The 15,730-nt window shown below is 34.8% G+C and carries 17 protein-coding genes; 6 read left to right on the forward strand and 11 right to left on the reverse strand.

What is annotated here, in order from left to right; translation table 11 throughout:
- The first annotated feature begins 94 nt into the window (after positions 1-94).
- A complete protein-coding gene (locus IC221_RS19420) occupies positions 95-994 on the forward strand; it encodes a WD40 repeat domain-containing protein (RefSeq protein ID WP_188170557.1) in 900 nt (299 codons plus the stop codon).
- Between the two features lie 81 nt (positions 995-1,075).
- On the opposite strand, the gene IC221_RS19425 is transcribed toward IC221_RS19420, so the two are convergent.
- Both IC221_RS19425 and IC221_RS19430 read right to left on the reverse strand, forming a co-directional pair.
- Complete coding sequence (locus IC221_RS19425) at positions 1,076-1,441, reverse strand: hypothetical protein (protein ID WP_044202661.1); 366 nt, start codon at positions 1,439-1,441, stop codon at positions 1,076-1,078.
- A gap of 3 nt (positions 1,442-1,444) precedes the next feature.
- The gene (locus IC221_RS19430; protein WP_188170558.1) at positions 1,445-2,662 is read right to left on the reverse strand and encodes a molybdopterin molybdotransferase MoeA; all 1,218 of its coding nucleotides are present in this window, start codon (positions 2,660-2,662) and stop codon (positions 1,445-1,447) included.
- A 55-nt stretch (positions 2,663-2,717) separates the two neighbouring features.
- On the opposite strand from IC221_RS19430, the gene moaC reads away from it, so the two are divergent.
- Positions 2,718-3,212 carry a cyclic pyranopterin monophosphate synthase MoaC gene (gene moaC, locus IC221_RS19435; RefSeq protein WP_044202659.1) on the forward strand — a complete coding sequence of 165 codons (495 nt, stop codon included), beginning with the start codon at positions 2,718-2,720 and terminating at the stop codon, positions 3,210-3,212.
- A complete protein-coding gene (locus IC221_RS19440; RefSeq protein WP_188170559.1) occupies positions 3,213-4,319 on the forward strand; it encodes an NTP transferase domain-containing protein in 1,107 nt (368 codons plus the stop codon).
- Positions 4,320-4,367: 48 nt separating this feature from the next.
- Here the strand turns inward: IC221_RS19440 and IC221_RS19445 are convergent, their stop codons facing one another.
- The 6 genes from IC221_RS19445 to IC221_RS19470 form a co-directional block, all read right to left on the reverse strand.
- Complete coding sequence (locus IC221_RS19445; RefSeq protein WP_188170560.1) at positions 4,368-5,954, reverse strand: polyamine aminopropyltransferase; 1,587 nt, start codon at positions 5,952-5,954, stop codon at positions 4,368-4,370.
- Between the two features lie 71 nt (positions 5,955-6,025).
- Complete coding sequence (locus tag IC221_RS19450) at positions 6,026-6,808, reverse strand: hypothetical protein (protein ID WP_188170561.1); 783 nt, start codon at positions 6,806-6,808, stop codon at positions 6,026-6,028.
- Between the two features lie 83 nt (positions 6,809-6,891).
- Positions 6,892-7,443 (reverse strand): DUF4178 domain-containing protein, encoded by a 552-nt coding sequence (locus IC221_RS19455; RefSeq protein ID WP_188170562.1) that lies wholly within the window; start codon positions 7,441-7,443, stop codon positions 6,892-6,894.
- A gap of 105 nt (positions 7,444-7,548) precedes the next feature.
- Complete coding sequence (locus IC221_RS19460; protein WP_188170563.1) at positions 7,549-8,466, reverse strand: ribonuclease Z; 918 nt, start codon at positions 8,464-8,466, stop codon at positions 7,549-7,551.
- Positions 8,467-8,698: 232 nt separating this feature from the next.
- The gene (locus tag IC221_RS19465; protein WP_044202651.1) at positions 8,699-9,079 is read right to left on the reverse strand and encodes an STAS domain-containing protein; all 381 of its coding nucleotides are present in this window, start codon (positions 9,077-9,079) and stop codon (positions 8,699-8,701) included.
- A 67-nt stretch (positions 9,080-9,146) separates the two neighbouring features.
- Positions 9,147-10,082: a phosphoribosylaminoimidazolesuccinocarboxamide synthase gene (locus tag IC221_RS19470; RefSeq protein ID WP_188170564.1), complete on the reverse strand. Its 936-nt coding sequence runs from the start codon at positions 10,080-10,082 to the stop codon at positions 9,147-9,149.
- A gap of 351 nt (positions 10,083-10,433) precedes the next feature.
- Between IC221_RS19470 and IC221_RS19475 the strand changes: the two genes are divergently transcribed.
- The gene (locus tag IC221_RS19475) at positions 10,434-10,772 is read left to right on the forward strand and encodes a hypothetical protein (protein WP_188170565.1); all 339 of its coding nucleotides are present in this window, start codon (positions 10,434-10,436) and stop codon (positions 10,770-10,772) included.
- 26 nt (positions 10,773-10,798) lie between these two features.
- Here the strand turns inward: IC221_RS19475 and recN are convergent, their stop codons facing one another.
- On the reverse strand, positions 10,799-12,454 hold the full coding sequence (gene recN, locus IC221_RS19480) for a DNA repair protein RecN (RefSeq protein WP_188170566.1): 1,656 nt from the start codon (positions 12,452-12,454) through the stop codon (positions 10,799-10,801).
- Positions 12,455-12,568: 114 nt separating this feature from the next.
- On the opposite strand from recN, the gene yjjX reads away from it, so the two are divergent.
- Positions 12,569-13,114: an inosine/xanthosine triphosphatase gene (gene yjjX, locus IC221_RS19485; RefSeq protein WP_188170567.1), complete on the forward strand. Its 546-nt coding sequence runs from the start codon at positions 12,569-12,571 to the stop codon at positions 13,112-13,114.
- A gap of 259 nt (positions 13,115-13,373) precedes the next feature.
- Here yjjX and IC221_RS19490 read toward each other — a convergent pair whose 3' ends face one another.
- Positions 13,374-13,613, reverse strand: coding sequence for a hypothetical protein (locus tag IC221_RS19490; protein WP_044202644.1), 240 nt, complete (start codon positions 13,611-13,613; stop codon positions 13,374-13,376).
- A 200-nt stretch (positions 13,614-13,813) separates the two neighbouring features.
- Here IC221_RS19490 and IC221_RS19495 point away from each other — a divergent pair, with 200 nt between their 5' ends.
- The gene (locus tag IC221_RS19495; RefSeq protein ID WP_044202641.1) at positions 13,814-14,263 is read left to right on the forward strand and encodes an Rrf2 family transcriptional regulator; all 450 of its coding nucleotides are present in this window, start codon (positions 13,814-13,816) and stop codon (positions 14,261-14,263) included.
- A gap of 100 nt (positions 14,264-14,363) precedes the next feature.
- Here IC221_RS19495 and IC221_RS19500 read toward each other — a convergent pair whose 3' ends face one another.
- On the reverse strand, positions 14,364-15,626 hold the full coding sequence (locus tag IC221_RS19500) for a M48 family metallopeptidase (protein WP_044202640.1): 1,263 nt from the start codon (positions 15,624-15,626) through the stop codon (positions 14,364-14,366).
- Between the last annotated feature and the right edge of the window lie 104 nt (positions 15,627-15,730).

The following is a 15,730-nucleotide window of genomic DNA, read 5'->3' on the forward strand; positions in this document are numbered from 1 at the left end:
GTAATTAAATATCTCCTTTCAGACTTTTATTTCTAAATGCAATACGAAATATTAAGATCTATTTTTAAATAGCTTCAATTCTAAATGCTATACAATGTACAAGAAACTAGTCTTACTCTCTTTTGTTTATCTATTATGTGCCTTTGATCGTGGTTCGGACGCTATTTTCACTTATACCAAAACTGGAGATCATGAAGCAATTGCCGTTTTACCCAATGGTAAGCATTTTATAGCCGGAAGCACTGGCTTTTTGGACCTTTGGAATGTGGAGACTGGTGAGAAAGTAAAAACGTTTACGAATTGGGGAAATCATAAAGCGATAGCAATTCTTCCAGATGGTAAACGTTTTATTGCAGGTAGCACTGGCTATTTAGATTTATGGGATATTGAGACAGGAGAGAAGTTGATGACTTATACAAAATCCGGTATTCATGAGGCAATTGCTATTCTACCTGATGGTAAACGTTTTATTGCAGGTAGTACGGGATACTTGGATTTATGGGACATTGAGACGGGAGAGAAGCTGAAGACCTACACAAAAACGGGTAGTCACAAAGCAATAGCTGTACTACCTGATGGCAAACGTTTTGTGGCAGGAAGTACCGGTTATTTGGATTTGTGGGATGTAGAGACAGGAGAGAAGCTGAAAACCTATACAAAGTCCGGTAATCATGAAGCTATTGTAGTTTTGCCTGATGGTGAACGTTTTATTGCAGGAAGTACCGGTTACTTAGATTTATGGGATGTTGAAACGGGACAAAAGTTACTTTCTTATACAGAAAGAGGAAGTCATAAAGCAATAGCATTATTGCCCGATGGTGAGCGTTTTATTGCAAGTAGTACGGGCTATTTAGATTTATGGGATATTGAATCTGGAAAAAAGATACATTCTTATACACATTTTGGAAGTCATGAGGTGATAGCTGTTTTACCTGATGGAAAACAGTTTATTGCATCAAGTAATAGAAGGCTTGAGAAGTGGAATGTAGAATAAAAAGGAGGTCATTAAAAAATAATCCACTCTTTATAATAATGTAAAGAGTGGATTATTCATTTATGATAGATTAAGGTGAGTCTAGCAAGTACTGTTCGGATTTTCAAAGTTGTTGCTTTCGTCTTCATCACGATCAGTCAGACATTTGAAGTCTTTTTCAATCAATAATTTCAATGAAGAACCATCTTCGTTATTTTGAACAGAAGAATAACCTACTTTACTTGTAGAGTGCCACTCGTTGATTTGCTCAACATTAAGGTGGAACTGTAAGCGGTTATTTTCCATGTCAACACTCATTTCTCCTTGCTCTACAGATTTGACGCCATAAGCAAAAGAAGTTTTTCCTAATTGTGAAACAGTCCAAACTTCACCTTCATTATAAAGAGTATCAAGATCGACTTTATTCAATCTTAATCGGATGCTGTTGTCTAATAATCTTAATTTCATAATCTATTTTTTATAGAACCAAATTGGTAATTTTTCATCTTTAGAGAAATCACTTTTTTCTCCTGGTAATTCAAGGAAAGCGTTGGCTTGTAAAAGGCTCGTCATATCACCTGATCCTCCACCTTTAACAGGTTGTGCCCAAAGTTTGCCCTCTTCATCATAATAGGCTTTAACTTGCAAGAAGAAGGAAAGAGGCTTCTTGAAAGTGAACTCATCTGACAATGTAGCGTACTTTTGAACTAGAGGAGCACTAATACATTCTTGTTTGTATAACCAAGGCATCAAATACCTATTTGTACATAAATAAGTTGAGACAGGGTTGCCTGGCAATGCAAAAATAGGTTGGTTTTTAGCCGTTACTCCAAACCAAAAAGGTTTTCCAGGCCTTTGTTTAACACCGTGAAACTTCTTGGAAACACCCAATTCCTCAAATACTTTTGGAAGATAATCAAACTTTCCTTTTGAAACGCCACCACTGAATACAAAAATATCATATTCTTCGAAAAGTGACTGTATCGCTTGTTTTAAACGCTCATAATCATCTTTAAGGTGGAAGATTTTAGAATCTAATCCTTCTTCTTGTAACCTGCTTTGAATTGTAAAGCAATTTGACATTCTGATCTGATGAGGAGCAGGTGTGTCTTCAATATTTACTAACTCATCACCAGTGGCGATAATGGCCACTTTTGGTTTTGCATATACTTTTACTTCGTATTTACCAACCGTAGCTAATAATCCAATTTCAGCTGATGTAATAGGTGTGCCACTTTCAAGCAGAAGATCACCTTTTTCTTGGTCATTTCCTTGCTTATGGATATTGCCAAAAGATTGAATATTGTTGAAGTCTTCAACAATCATTGCGTCACCTTCTTTTCGTGTCCACTCATAAGGAATAACTACATCTGCATTTTCAGGTAACATGGCGCCAGTCATCACTTCCAGACAATTTTCAGTATCTTGAAGCGTCATTTGTGGACTTCCTGCAGCCTGAATGCCTTCAATTTTAAACTGATGCTTTCCTTTTTCAATTGCATTATAATTAATGGCAATTCCATCCATGGCCACTCGGTTAAATGGAGGGAAATCACGATCTGCATGAATAGTCTCTGCCAATACTTTGCCTATTGCTTCTGAAAGTGAAACCGTTATTACCTCTGTTTTTAAAGCGACCTGACTAATTATTTGGTCAACTTCTAATAGTTCTATCAATTGATTTTGCATAGTAGTTTGTTTCTTTAGAAATTGGACTTCGAAATTACTTATAGAAAGCTTAAGAATGAAAAAAGAAGAAGAAAAAAACAATACCTTGACCCATCTTGATGAAGAAGGAAATCCTTCTATGGTAGATGTGGGAGGTAAAAGTGTAACGAAAAGAATAGCGATTGCTCAAACTGTTATAAGCTTTCCAAAAGAAGTGGCACTTCAGATTCAAGGTCAAGATAATTCGACTAAAAAAGGATCGATTTTTCAAACTGCGATGATTGCAGGTATCATGGGTACTAAAAAGACATCGGATTTAATTCCACTTTGTCACCCACTCCCTTTAGATAAGTGTAACATAGAAATTGATTGGTCTTCTGAAACAGAAATTACTATCAAAAGTACAGCCTCTGTTACTTCAAAAACTGGAGTTGAAATGGAAGCATTAACGGGTGCAAGCGTTGCAGCTTTAACGATTTATGACATGTGTAAGGCACTTTCACATGATATTGTCATCAAAGAGACAAAGTTGATGCATAAAACTGGCGGTAAATCGGATTTTAATAGATAGATGAAGCGTCAGAAAAAAGCCAAAATAGCACAGAGAGAAATAGGGAATTATGGTATCAATGAAATAGCCATAATGGGAGTAGATAACAATGCTATTCGTGAGTTTGTAGTTAATGTTTTCAGAGAGTTGCCTTCCCTAAAAATTGCACTTTTAGATCAAAGGGTAGATAAAGAACAAGCCTCCTTTATTAGAGGGGAAATCTTTGGTAATAATGATCATTCAGGACTCAAAAAGTTTGATGTTTCTGTATCAACTTCTGCATTTGAATTGAAAACTTACTTTAGAGATTGTGCTGTTACGTTTGTCAATGGAAATTATTTTACTGGTCAGCAGCAATTGTTGTTTATTGACAGTCGAACTTCTTTAATCGATCAAATTGAAGATATAAAAAATCCGATTGGAGTTGTATTTACAGAAGGGAGCAAGGCTATTCCCACTGAGTTGTTAACTGTAAAACCTGAGTTGGCTGATTTACCTACTTTTACAGTGTCAGATTTGGAAGGTATTGCTTCATCCATTTTATCTCATGTTGAAATTCAACCTCAATTAAAAGGTTTGGTGTTGGTGGGTGGTAAAAGTACTAGGATGGGTGAAGATAAAGCCATGTTAGATTACCACGGAAAACCTCAGTGGAAGTATTCGTATGATCTATTATCTCAATATTGTGATGAGGTTTTTGTATCTGTCGCAAATAAAGAAGACAAATATACAGAGGTTGAACAGCTAGAGGATAAGTTTTTAGGATTAGGGCCTTTAGGTGGAATCTTATCTGCTTTCCAAAGTGATCCTAATTCGGCTTGGTTGGTGGTCGCATGTGATTTGCCATTGCTGAGTGCTAATTCGATCAATCAATTAGTACAATCGAGGAATCCTCAGAAGTTGGCGACTACTTTTAAGAGTCCAGCCATGAAGTTTCCAGAACCTTTAATTTGTATTTGGGAACCGAAAGCCTATGGTAAATTATTAGAATTTTTGAGTTGGGGATATTCCTCTCCATTAAAAACATTAGTAAATAATGATATAGAATTAGTCATACCGACTTATAAAGAAGAAATGACCAATGCTAATACACCGGAAGAGTATCAACGATTGAAAGGTCTTTTATAAAAAATAACCCCATTCCTCTTTTTGATAGAGAATGGGGTCGTTTTATGATTAGAATAAATCCCAGTTTCCTTTTCCATAATACGTAGGAAGAACTGGATTATGAACTGTATTGACCTCAACCTGACTACTGTCAAATTCAACAAGTCCTTTTCCAAAAGAAGTTATACTATTGAGTGCTTCGTTATTCAACCAACGCGTTGGGATTTCTTCAATATCAAGACCTCTTATTTTTTGCTTCATTTCAGCAGGGCTTAACGTTTTTGTGCCCATTACCCATCCCCATTCACCTAGTGTTAATACCTGATTTCTCATAGGAATAGTATTGAAGCCAGCTTCTTGCATTGTTTTTTCTATACAATAAAAAGCTTTTGTAGCATAATAGGGACTTCCCGCTTGTGTTACAATTACGCCATTGGGTCTCAAATGATGCCAACACATTCTAAATGTTTCCATGGATTGTAATCTCCCTAATTCAATAGATTTGGGATCTGGGAAATCCATTAATATCACATCAAAAAACTCTTCTGTTTTCTCTAGATAAGTAAAAGCATCACTGTTGATAACCTCCACTTTTGAGTTGTTGAGTGCATTTCCATTGAGTTCAACAAAAATCGGGTGTTCTTGACCTAACCTTGTCATGCCTGGGTCGAGATCCACTAAGGTCACTTTTTCGATAGAAGGATACTTTAGTGCTTCTCTAGCTAAACATCCATCCCCACCACCAAGGATCAATACTTTTTGTGGACGCCCATTCAAAGATAAAGCTGGAATAGCCATAGGTTCATGGTAAAGCCATTCGTCAAAAGTACTTAACTGTAAGTGCCCGTTGATATATAACCAATAGTCATTTTTCCATTTGGTAACAACCAAACGTTGATAAGAAGTTTGCTCTTGAAATACAACCTTATCTTTATAGAGATGCTGTTCTCCAAAATTAATAACTTCCTTCGCACTGAACATTCCTATACCTATAACAATGAATAATGAAATACTGCCAATCTTTAATTTTTTGACCCAATTCGGTGCTATAATATCATCTAATCTCCATAATAATAATATGGCTACACTAAGGTTCACAAAGCCAAGGACAAAAGGAGTATACGTTAATCCTAAGAATGGAAGTCCTACAAAGGCGAAGAATAACCCTCCAAATAAACTGCCGAAATAGTCTTTTTCCATGACTGAGGAAATATTGACTTTCAGAGTTTCAAAAGAATCGTTTAGGCGTGTTGCCAATGGAATTTCTAAACCAATTAAAAAGCCAATACAAATACTGGTGAAGTAAATTAAAACACCATCAATTGGTAAGGGAAAAACATAGAGTTCTTGATTAAAACTCACGTAGGCCGAAATGCCATAGGCTATGATGGAACTAAAGGAAACTAAAAAGGAAAGGATGAATTCAACTAAAATAAATTTTTCAATCAAATTCTTGTCTAAATATTTACTGTATCTACTTCCTAATCCCATTGCGAAAAGCATGAAGGATAGGGTTAAAGTCCATTGTAAAACGGAGTTTCCTAAAAAGTAAGTGGCTAGCGTTGATAAGACATACTCTGCTACAATTCCTGATAAACCTGTAGCAAATAAAGCTAATTTTAAAGTGTTTGATTTAGATAAAAATGAAGTTTTCATTGTTTGTTTGAAACAAAAACCCTCAGTAGTATGAAATACTGAGGGCATTGAAAAATGGTAATTTAATATTTTTATTTTCCTCCTGAAGAAGAAGATCTTGATCTTGATGAAGCTCCGCTACCGTATCTAGAAGATGTACTTTTGTAACCCGAAGATCTAGAACCTGCTGCAGAACGGGCAGGGGAACGGCTTACACTATTGTTAACAGTGCTTTTAAAGCTACTACTTGTACTCATTCTTCTAGCAAAACTAGGGTTAGATTTAGATACACCAGAGGAGTAAGTACCGTATCTTGGTGAACCTGAGCTACCTCCGTAGTAGTTTCTGCCTGAGCTGTAATGTCTTCTGTAATCGTAGTAACTAGATCTGTAAATTGGGCCGTAGTAACCCATTCCAAAAATGCTTCTTAACATGGCATATCTTCCGTAAAACTCCCAAAAGCTTGTGCCTGTACTTGGGTTTGTTTTCCATTGACCATATTGAGAGTTACCTACATACCCAGAGTAACCTGGAGGTGAAACTTGCTTTGAAACTTTACCATCGATTTTCGAAGCGATTTCCATTCCAATATCTCCTGAATGTAAATTGAAAAATGCTTCAGAAACAGGATACCACTCAGTAGTTTTAGTCTGAGGGATACTATCTGCTCCCATCGTAATGATTTGATATTGGTGACGATATTCATTGGCAGTAAACATATGTTCTTCTGCATCCATGTCGTGAAGTAAGATAGTGAAGTCTTTTACATCACTCATGTCAACGATGAATTGATCGACAGGTGTTTTTCTGAAGGTTTCTTGAGAAGAACAAGAAATCAAAAAAAGAAAAGATAGAAATACGAATATTCTTCTCATGTTTTTAGATGTTTGCACGTTATGATTGTAAATGTATATAAATAATGTAACGTAATCTGTGCTTAAAAAGATATTACTTGAGCTTAACTAGTCGGTAAGATATTAGTGAACGCATCAGGTGAATAAACTATACCTTTTGATGCTTCAAAATCCTCATCTCCAAAACGCTCTAATGTGATTATATTTTTCTCCGTGTCGTCATAATATTCCCAACACATATATTCCAAACTGTCATCACCACTCATTGTTTGAGTATTTCTCCAATAGCCTACACTTTTTGAATCTCTGTAGTATGTAATGCCTTCAAATGTGATTTGCTTAGGTGGTTTGCCTTTTTGTAGAATTCCTTCTTCTACTTCTTCAGGAAGTTTACCCCACATGATTTTCTTGGAAACAGTACCTGTGATAAAATCATCTTCACCGATACTTAAGAATACGCTATCAGTAGCACTTTCAAGTTTGAATTCATAAGAGAAATCATTGTCTCCCCAGTCGTACTCAAACTCTTCAGTAACTTCCCAAGTTTGAAGATCAAAATCGAGTACATATCCTTTACGTAAATCAGTAATTCCAATATTGGTAGGGTCGTAATGTGACTCCTCTTTCTTTTTCTTTTTGAAAAATCCGAATGGCATATCTTTTATATTTTATTTGACACTATCAAATATAATATAAAACTCAATGAATAGAGTGAGTTTGAAATATAAATTTCATTAAAAAGAGAGATATGAAAGAGTGGATTAGTCTGTTTCGATAATTGTGAATTTTTTGCCTTCTTTGGCCAATTCAGTATTATCAAATTCAGTTCTAGACTCATCAAGAAGCACTTTGAGGTCGCCATATCGGGCTGAAAAGTGTCCGATTAATAGCTTGCCGACTTTTGCTTCTCTAGCAATTTGACCAGCCTGTAAAGCCGTGGTATGAAATGTAGTGTTAGCTCTTTCTAAATGTCTGTGCATGAAAGTGGATTCATGATACAATAGATCAACACCATAAACTTTTGAGATAACACTGCGACTAAACTTAGTGTCAGAACAAAATGCATACGACCTTGATTGACGAGGAGGGAGAGTGACATCTTGATATTGGATTGTTTCTCCTTGGAATTCTATGTTTTCTCCACGTTTCAATGCTCTAAAGGCATCAAAAGGAAGACCTGATGGTAATTTTTCTGGAATGATTCTATACTGTTTCTTCTTTTCCCTAAATAAGAAACCTGTACATGGTACTCGGTGGATTAACGGGATGGTTTCGACAGTAATATGATCGTTCTCAAAAATCACATCTGAAAACATAGTAGGATTGTCATACAGACAAATTTTGTAATTAAGCTCGGTATTTGAATGCTTAAAACTAGCCAATAAAACCTCGTCTAAACCTCTTGGTCCATGAATATACAAAGGAGCTGTTCTACGTTGGATATTCATCGTAGAAAGTAATCCTGGTAAACCAAAGAAGTGATCGCCATGAAGATGACTGATAAAAATATGCTCAATTTTATGTAAGCTAATTCCCATCTCAATTAATTGATGTTGTGTAGCTTCTCCACAATCAATCAAAAACTGATGGTTACCTATACGTACATGTTGAGATGTCATGTGCCTGCCTTTCACAGGTACAGCAGCACTAGACCCTAAAATTGTGATTTCGAACGACAAGGGATAAGTTTGTTAGTAATAAATTATTAAGCCGTTAAACAATTGTATTGTAATCGTTCAAACCTTTTTCTGTAGTCCACTGAGAATTGGAATTTTATTGTTGTGATCATAGCTTTAACTCTTTGATAACACGAAAAGATTTTCAATACTGCTTCTTTAACTGCTTAAAAAGCTCGAATTGCAAAAATTGCAATTCGAGCTTTATAAAAATAATACTATTTAATAATAAGGCTTAATTTTCTTCTTCGCCTTCAATATCTTTTTCGATTTCATGTAAAAATACAGAATCAATAGCCTCTTGTACTGTTGGTAAAAGGTTTAAAACTGTCTCTAACTTAGAAATCTTGATTAATTTCATTACGTGCTCATTCAAGCCAGCAAGAACTAGTCTACCGTTTACTTCACCTGCAAGGCGGTTAGCAACCAAAATAGAGCTTAATCCTGATGAATCAACATATTTCACGCTTGATAAATCAATGATAAGGTTCTCAGTACCTGATTGGAACATTGTAACAATTTCCGCTTTTAATTGAGGTGCTTTTAGAGAATCTAACTTTTCTTCTTCAGGGATTAATACCGTATATTTCTCGCTCTTATTTACAGAAAATCTCATAATTTCTTTATATAATATCTATTTTAATAAAAAGCAATATACACACATTTATTTAGAGATCGTAAAATTATCCTAATTGTGTGCTTATTGAATTAAAAATTTCTTCATCACGATTCTCATAGGAAGTTTTTTCAAACTTTTCTCCTGTGATTTTCTCGTACAATTCAATATATCTATCAGAAACAGAATTTACAAACTCGTCGCTCATATTCGGCTGAACTTGTCCATCTTTTCCTTGGAAATTATTTTCGATCAACCACTGTCTCACGAATTCCTTCGATAATTGTTTTTGAGGTTCGTTTGCATCTTGACGCTCAGCATAACCTTCTTTGTAAAAATACCTTGATGAATCTGGAGTATGTACTTCGTCAATCAAGTAAATCTCACCATCATATTTTCCAAACTCATACTTTGTATCTACCAAAATTAGGCCTTGCTCGTCGGCAAACTCAGTTCCTTTTTGGAATAAAGCATAAGTATATTCTTCTAACCTTGTGTAATCTTCTTCTGAAACAATTCCTTGTGCTAAGATTTCCTCACGAGAAATGTCCTCATCATGACCTTCTTTTGCTTTAGTAGAAGGAGTGATAATAGGAGTAGGAAGTTTGTCATTTTCCTTTAACCCTTCAGGAAGAGCTACACCACAAAGCATTCTTTTTCCTGCTTTGTACTCTCTCCAAGCGTGACCTGCTAAATAGCCTCTAATAACCATCTCCACTTCAAAAGCATCACACTTTTTACCGATGTGAACATTAGGACTTGGTGCTGATTCTAGCCAGTTTGGAACAACATCTGAAGTTAACTTCAGAAACTTTTCTGCGATTTGATTTAAAACTTGCCCTTTGTAAGGAATCGCTCGATCAAGTACAACATCAAATGCTGAAATTCGGTCGGTGGCAACGATAGCAATCTTATTTTCAAAGAAATACACATCTCTGACTTTGCCGTGGTAAACACCTGTGGCATTTTCGAAAGAAAAATTGGTGCTTTTAATTGCGTTCATAACTCTTTAAATGATGTACTTAATATTTGTATAATGTATAAATTTGCTGCAAACATACATAGTATAAATGTTTTATTGCAATTTTCTTTTCATCATTTTTTCACAAGATTTTCGTTTTGTCGTAAAACTATTGTGAAAATCAGTGGAATTACAAAATATAATATTTGAGTATTGTGACAATTTATAGAATTAATAGTGCTTATCCTTGAAATTCATATAAATATGTTCGTAATTTGGGAATAGGAAGTACTTAAACTTCACTATACCAAACAAAATACAAACTCACATCACAGGTTCCGCTACTGATCTTCAGCTTTCTGTACCTGTAGTACTATTATTATAAATATTCTCATGTTAGACTTAAACGAAAATATCCTTGATAAATTAGCTGGATTATATTCAGGTAAGCTATTCAAAGTTGTGGACGATTTTAAATACGAAATCGATGCACAAACATCAATAACAGTGGACAATAGCAACAACCTTCGCTTAGAAATTATTATGGACGGTTGTGAAAGTGGAGAAACGATGCCTTTAGCTATGAAAGAGGTAGGTTCAGATATGTTTGAAGTTTGCTGTAATGATCAAGAAGAATGTTTGGAAGGCAAAGTAGATCTATTGAATAGAATGCTGAGCTTTAAAGTAGAAAGTCCTAGAAGTGGCGAAACAGAATTTGTAGGTTGCATCTAATTTCTAGAACTTTCTCTGTTTATTTTTTATCTAGAGTAGATTAAATCTCTTGCGCTTATCATTGCTCCTTCTGAAGGTTGTGAGCCACCAATCATTTGTGCTATTTCCAAGACTCTTTCCTTTTCTGTAAGTGTCCTGATCTTACTGACTGTAGATTCACCAGAGTGATCTTTGTAAACATAATAATGTTGTTGCCCTAATGCTGCAATTTGTGGTAAGTGACTGATTGTAAATACTTGATGATTGTCGCTCATTTCTTCCATTATTTTACCCACTTTGATCGCAATCTCTCCTGAGATACCTGTGTCAATTTCGTCAAAGAAAATAGTAGGTAATGATGTTTTGCTCGCTAATATGTATTTAATGGCAAGCATTAATCGAGAAAATTCACCACCTGAAGCAGCATCTCTCAATGGAAGTGGAGTTCTTCCTTTGTTGGCTGTAAATAAGATTTCAACTTCATCTATACCTGATGCTGAAACTTCAGTTGTTTTTTGATCAATAAGAATTCGACCATTTGGCATTCCAAGATCATTCAATGCACTATTGAGCTCTTCAGTTAATGGCACAATCACTTTTTTACGAGCTTCAGAAAGTGTTTCAGAAATTTCCATTAAAGTTTCATAAGCCACTTTCTTTTCAGTCTCAGCTTCAAGAAGTGCTTCATCAAAGCTTTCAACTTTATCTACTTTAACACGAATGTCTTCTCGTTTTTCAATCAATTCTTTTAGATCATTGACTCTATGTTTTTGCTGTAAACCATATACTTGATCTAGAATCTCTTTGATTTGGAAAATGCGTTCTTGATCGAAAAGTAAATCTGTTTCTTCTCCTTCAATCTCACTGATAATATCTCTAAGTTCGATATGACAACTGTCTAAACGATCTCTTAAGTTAGAGAGTTTATCAGAGAAAGAAGACAGGTTAGACATTTCTGTAATGGAAGTATAAATACTTGCATCAGCAGAAAAATCAGATCTACTTAATGACTCTAACACTGTGTTTAAGGCAATTTTTATATTCTCAGCGTTCTCTAAACGCTCTAGTTCTTTTTCGAGTTCTTCTTGATCAATGTCATCTAAGTTTGCTTCATCCAATTCATTCAATTGGAATTGATTAAATTCAAACTCTTCTTTTACTTGCTGATATTCTTCCAATAGATGTTGGTAAGCTTGAGCTGTTTTGCGGTATTCTTTGTAAGCCACAAAAACGTGTTCAACTTTTCCATCTAATTTACCGTAGGAATCCACCAAGTTAAGTTGGTAGATATTAGATCCTAACTGTAATGTGTCATGTTGAGAGTGAATATCCATTAAACACTCACTGATCTTACGCATTACTTCTAAACGTACAGGAGTGTCGTTGATAAAAGCTCTTGACTTCCCACTTGGGGTAATCTCTCGTCTTAATAAAGAAACCTCTTCGTAATCTAATTCAAGATCTTCAAATACATCGTGTAATTTATAAGAAGAAACATCAAAAGTACCTTCAATAACACATTTTGTAGTTTGATCAAATAATGATTTTGTATCGGCTCTTCCTCCCTTTAACAATCCAAGTGCTCCAAGCATGATTGATTTACCTGCACCAGTTTCACCGGTGATAATATTCAGACCTTTGTCAGGAGTTATTTCTGTATGTTCAATTAAGGCGTAATTTTTAATCAGTAGATTCTTTAACATGACATTGTTATTTGATGGTCATCTATACCTTTACTACGTTTGTAATGCAATAGTAAACAAAAATGATTAGTATATCTAAATTACTTTGCCAAATTTACAAGAAATGTTTAAAAAATGAATAAAAAAATAGTAGTAGCTTCTAAAAATCCTGTTAAAATTAATGCTGCGTTATCAGGAATGCAGAAAATTTTACCAAATGTTCAATTTGATGTCATAGGGTGTGATGTGCCGTCTGGGGTGTCTGATCAGCCGATGACAAGTCAAGAGACATGGGAAGGGGCTTTGAATCGAGCTAATAATGCTAAAAAAATGGAACCGAATGCGGATTATTGGGTAGGCATGGAAGGTGGTATCGATAAAGATGAAGCCGGTAAGATGATCGCTTTTGCATGGATGTGTGTATTGGATAAAGATGGGAATATGGGGAAAGGACAGACAGGTATGTTTTATCTCCCGCCTAAAGTACAGAAGTTAGTAGAAGAAGGAGTGGAACTAGGCCATGCCAATGATCAGGTATTTAATGAGGTAGGTTCTAAACAAAAAGGAGGAGCAGTAGGGTCCCTTACTTTTGGAGCTTTAGGCAGAACAGAATATTATGTACAAGCAATGGTGTTGGCAATGATTCCTTTGGTCAACCCGAAATTGTATTTGGTCGACTAAGTTATAGAAGAGTCAGTTCTACTGAACGGCATTCTGTAGTGATAGAAAAAATGCACTATAAAACGAAAGGGTTAATAACATAGAGGACATGTTATTAACCCTTTTTCAATTGTTAAAGAGAGTGATAGGTCATTTAACCCATCAAAATATCGTCTAATTAACAAATAGATCCATTAAAAAACAAATATTAATTGTATTATTTACGTGACTAATAATATTATATTAATAATGTGTAATTCATTTTAGTTTAAATACGGAATTAATTTTTTACCGCATTTTCAATTTTGAATTTTGCTTTTTTGCCTGCTTTCTCTAATCCAGATGGTTCAAATTGATTGTAGGCTAAGTAGCCAATGATACAAATTGCAGCAATGGCAATTAATTTGATAGCTGTTTTAGCAATTCTCCATACAATTAAAGCAATAGCGATAACTACGATTAGTAGTGTATATTTTTGTTCTTCCGATAATACGGCGAAAAATTCTTGAACTTGATCCATAAAAAATGAGCTTTTAAAAAATGTGACCTAATTGATCTCAATGATAGCTATTTTTTCTGATTCAATTCAACATAAATAAAAGAAATATTGCACACCATACTTAAAATCTTGTATTTATCTGTTAACTTAAATAGATATGTACAAGAACTTATGTAAATTGCAATAAACTATATATAACCGGTATAAACTATAGGATTAGTATGTTATCCAAAAAGACAAAATATGCACTCAAAGCGTTACGCTTTTTGGCTTCAAAATATGGTGAGGGGCCTGTTTTGATCAGCGAAATTGCTGAGACAGAACATATCTCTCAGAAATTCTTGGAAAGTATATTGTTGGAGTTAAGAAAGGGGAGAGTTCTGAGTAGTAAAAAAGGAAAAGGTGGAGGATATTATTTGATTAAAGATCCAAACGAGGTGACACTTTGTGATATTCACCGAATGATCGAAGGGCCTATTGCTCCTTTGCCTTGTGTAAGCTTAAATTACTACGAACCTTGCGACGATTGCGATGACGAAGTGAGTTGTACATTGAAAAAAGTAATGTGCGACGTGAGAGATGCTCAATTAGATATTTTGAAACAGAAATCATTGATAGACCTGATACCAGAAGGGGTTGAAGCTCCAAAGTCAGATTTGATTGATGAATAATATCAGAAGCCATTAATGAAAGTTAGTGGCTTTTTCATGTACAAAAAAAGCTACTCCATCATTTGATAGAGTAGCTTTTTTATTGGTAAAAACGATGGGATTATTCTTCCATTGCTTCCATTCTTTGTAATAATGGAGGGTGAGAATAATGCATCTTTACATAATTAGGATCAGGAGTTAAGTTACTCAATGAATCCACTGATAATTTCTTTAAGGCATCAATTAAAGCTTCGCTTGATGAAGTGTCTTTTGCATAAGCATCGGCTTCAAACTCATTCTTTCTTGAGAATGCATTCACTACTAAACCAGTAATCATTGAGATAGGGCTGTAAAGCATTGAGAATGCAACTAAGTTCAATGGTGATAAGATTTGACGTTTCGTATTGAAAATGGCTTGCATTTTACTTGCTCCCATTGCCTCCGCTAATTCACTTGAGTTAATAAATAAACTCAAAATGAATAATGTAATAAACATGTTTACAGCTGAAATTAAGAACATCTGTAACGTATGTTTTCTCTTATAATGACCTACCTCGTGTGCCAAAACAGCTACGATCTCGGCAGTTGATAATTTCTCAATTAATGTATCGTATAATACAATGTTTTTATTTCCTCCTAAACCGCTAAAAAATGCATTCGCTTTTGTCGATCTTTTAGAGCCGTCCATTACCATTATTCTACCTAATGGGAAGTCAACACCCTCAGCATATTTTTCAATGGCTGTTCTTAATTCTCCATCTTCCAAAGGAGTAATTTTATTGAACATTGGTAAGATCAAGTTGGCATAAAACATTGTTGCGCCTAAAGCAAACAACATAAATACTACCCAAGCAATGATCCAATATGTATCAGGGAAATTAGAATAGAAAGCAACAAAGCCCCATAATAATAAACCACCGATCAGACCACCTAATGCATACCCTTTTACTTTGTCAAGAATATACGTTTTGGGTGTCATTTTATTAAAACCATACTTTTCTTCAATCTTAAAAGTATTGTGCAATTCAAAAGGAATTCCAATAAGGTCTGAAATCAATGAAATGATAGCAAAAAAGGCTAATACCTGCGTTACGTTAGAATCAAAAGTATCTCTTGTAAATTTGTCAATCCACGCATATCCACCTCCAACAAGAAGAATTACTGTCAATAAATAACTGGCTGTACTGCTGTAAAAACCAAGTTTATCTTTTTCAACTTGATAGTCCTGCGATTTCTTATACTCATCACTGTCATATAAACCAGAAAGTTTGGCTGGCAACGTGGCACTCATGGCTTTTATATTCAGAGAACTTAAAACTCTTTCGAGAATAAATTCAGCCGTTAGAATACCTACGATTATATATAAAATTGTTTCTCCGTTCATGATTGTGTTAAAAAAATTCTTACAAATCTAATAATTCATGGGAAAGGATAGTAGTATTTGCAACGAAAATATAGAACTTGTAACGCAACTAGGAGTATTAAATT

The organism is Flammeovirga sp. EKP202, from assembly GCF_014534745.1.
Lineage (GTDB): Bacteria > Bacteroidota > Bacteroidia > Cytophagales > Flammeovirgaceae > Flammeovirga.

What these genes read in the sequence shown, in the direction of transcription:
- IC221_RS19420 (WP_188170557.1), top strand. Translation starts at nt 95, where the DNA reads ATGTACAAGAAACTAGTCTTACTCTCTTTTGTTTATCTATTATGTGCC.
- IC221_RS19425 (WP_044202661.1), bottom strand. Translation starts at nt 1,441, where the DNA reads ATGAAATTAAGATTATTAGACAACAGCATCCGATTAAGATTGAATAAA.
- IC221_RS19430 (WP_188170558.1), bottom strand. Translation starts at nt 2,662, where the DNA reads ATGCAAAATCAATTGATAGAACTATTAGAAGTTGACCAAATAATTAGT.
- moaC (WP_044202659.1), top strand. Translation starts at nt 2,718, where the DNA reads ATGAAAAAAGAAGAAGAAAAAAACAATACCTTGACCCATCTTGATGAA.
- IC221_RS19440 (WP_188170559.1), top strand. Translation starts at nt 3,213, where the DNA reads ATGAAGCGTCAGAAAAAAGCCAAAATAGCACAGAGAGAAATAGGGAAT.
- IC221_RS19445 (WP_188170560.1), bottom strand. Translation starts at nt 5,954, where the DNA reads ATGAAAACTTCATTTTTATCTAAATCAAACACTTTAAAATTAGCTTTA.
- IC221_RS19450 (WP_188170561.1), bottom strand. Translation starts at nt 6,808, where the DNA reads ATGAGAAGAATATTCGTATTTCTATCTTTTCTTTTTTTGATTTCTTGT.
- IC221_RS19455 (WP_188170562.1), bottom strand. Translation starts at nt 7,443, where the DNA reads ATGCCATTCGGATTTTTCAAAAAGAAAAAGAAAGAGGAGTCACATTAC.
- IC221_RS19465 (WP_044202651.1), bottom strand. Translation starts at nt 9,079, where the DNA reads ATGAGATTTTCTGTAAATAAGAGCGAGAAATATACGGTATTAATCCCT.
- IC221_RS19470 (WP_188170564.1), bottom strand. Translation starts at nt 10,082, where the DNA reads ATGAACGCAATTAAAAGCACCAATTTTTCTTTCGAAAATGCCACAGGT.
- IC221_RS19475 (WP_188170565.1), top strand. Translation starts at nt 10,434, where the DNA reads ATGTTAGACTTAAACGAAAATATCCTTGATAAATTAGCTGGATTATAT.
- recN (WP_188170566.1), bottom strand. Translation starts at nt 12,454, where the DNA reads ATGTTAAAGAATCTACTGATTAAAAATTACGCCTTAATTGAACATACA.
- yjjX (WP_188170567.1), top strand. Translation starts at nt 12,569, where the DNA reads ATGAATAAAAAAATAGTAGTAGCTTCTAAAAATCCTGTTAAAATTAAT.
- IC221_RS19490 (WP_044202644.1), bottom strand. Translation starts at nt 13,613, where the DNA reads ATGGATCAAGTTCAAGAATTTTTCGCCGTATTATCGGAAGAACAAAAA.
- IC221_RS19495 (WP_044202641.1), top strand. Translation starts at nt 13,814, where the DNA reads ATGTTATCCAAAAAGACAAAATATGCACTCAAAGCGTTACGCTTTTTG.
- IC221_RS19500 (WP_044202640.1), bottom strand. Translation starts at nt 15,626, where the DNA reads ATGAACGGAGAAACAATTTTATATATAATCGTAGGTATTCTAACGGCT.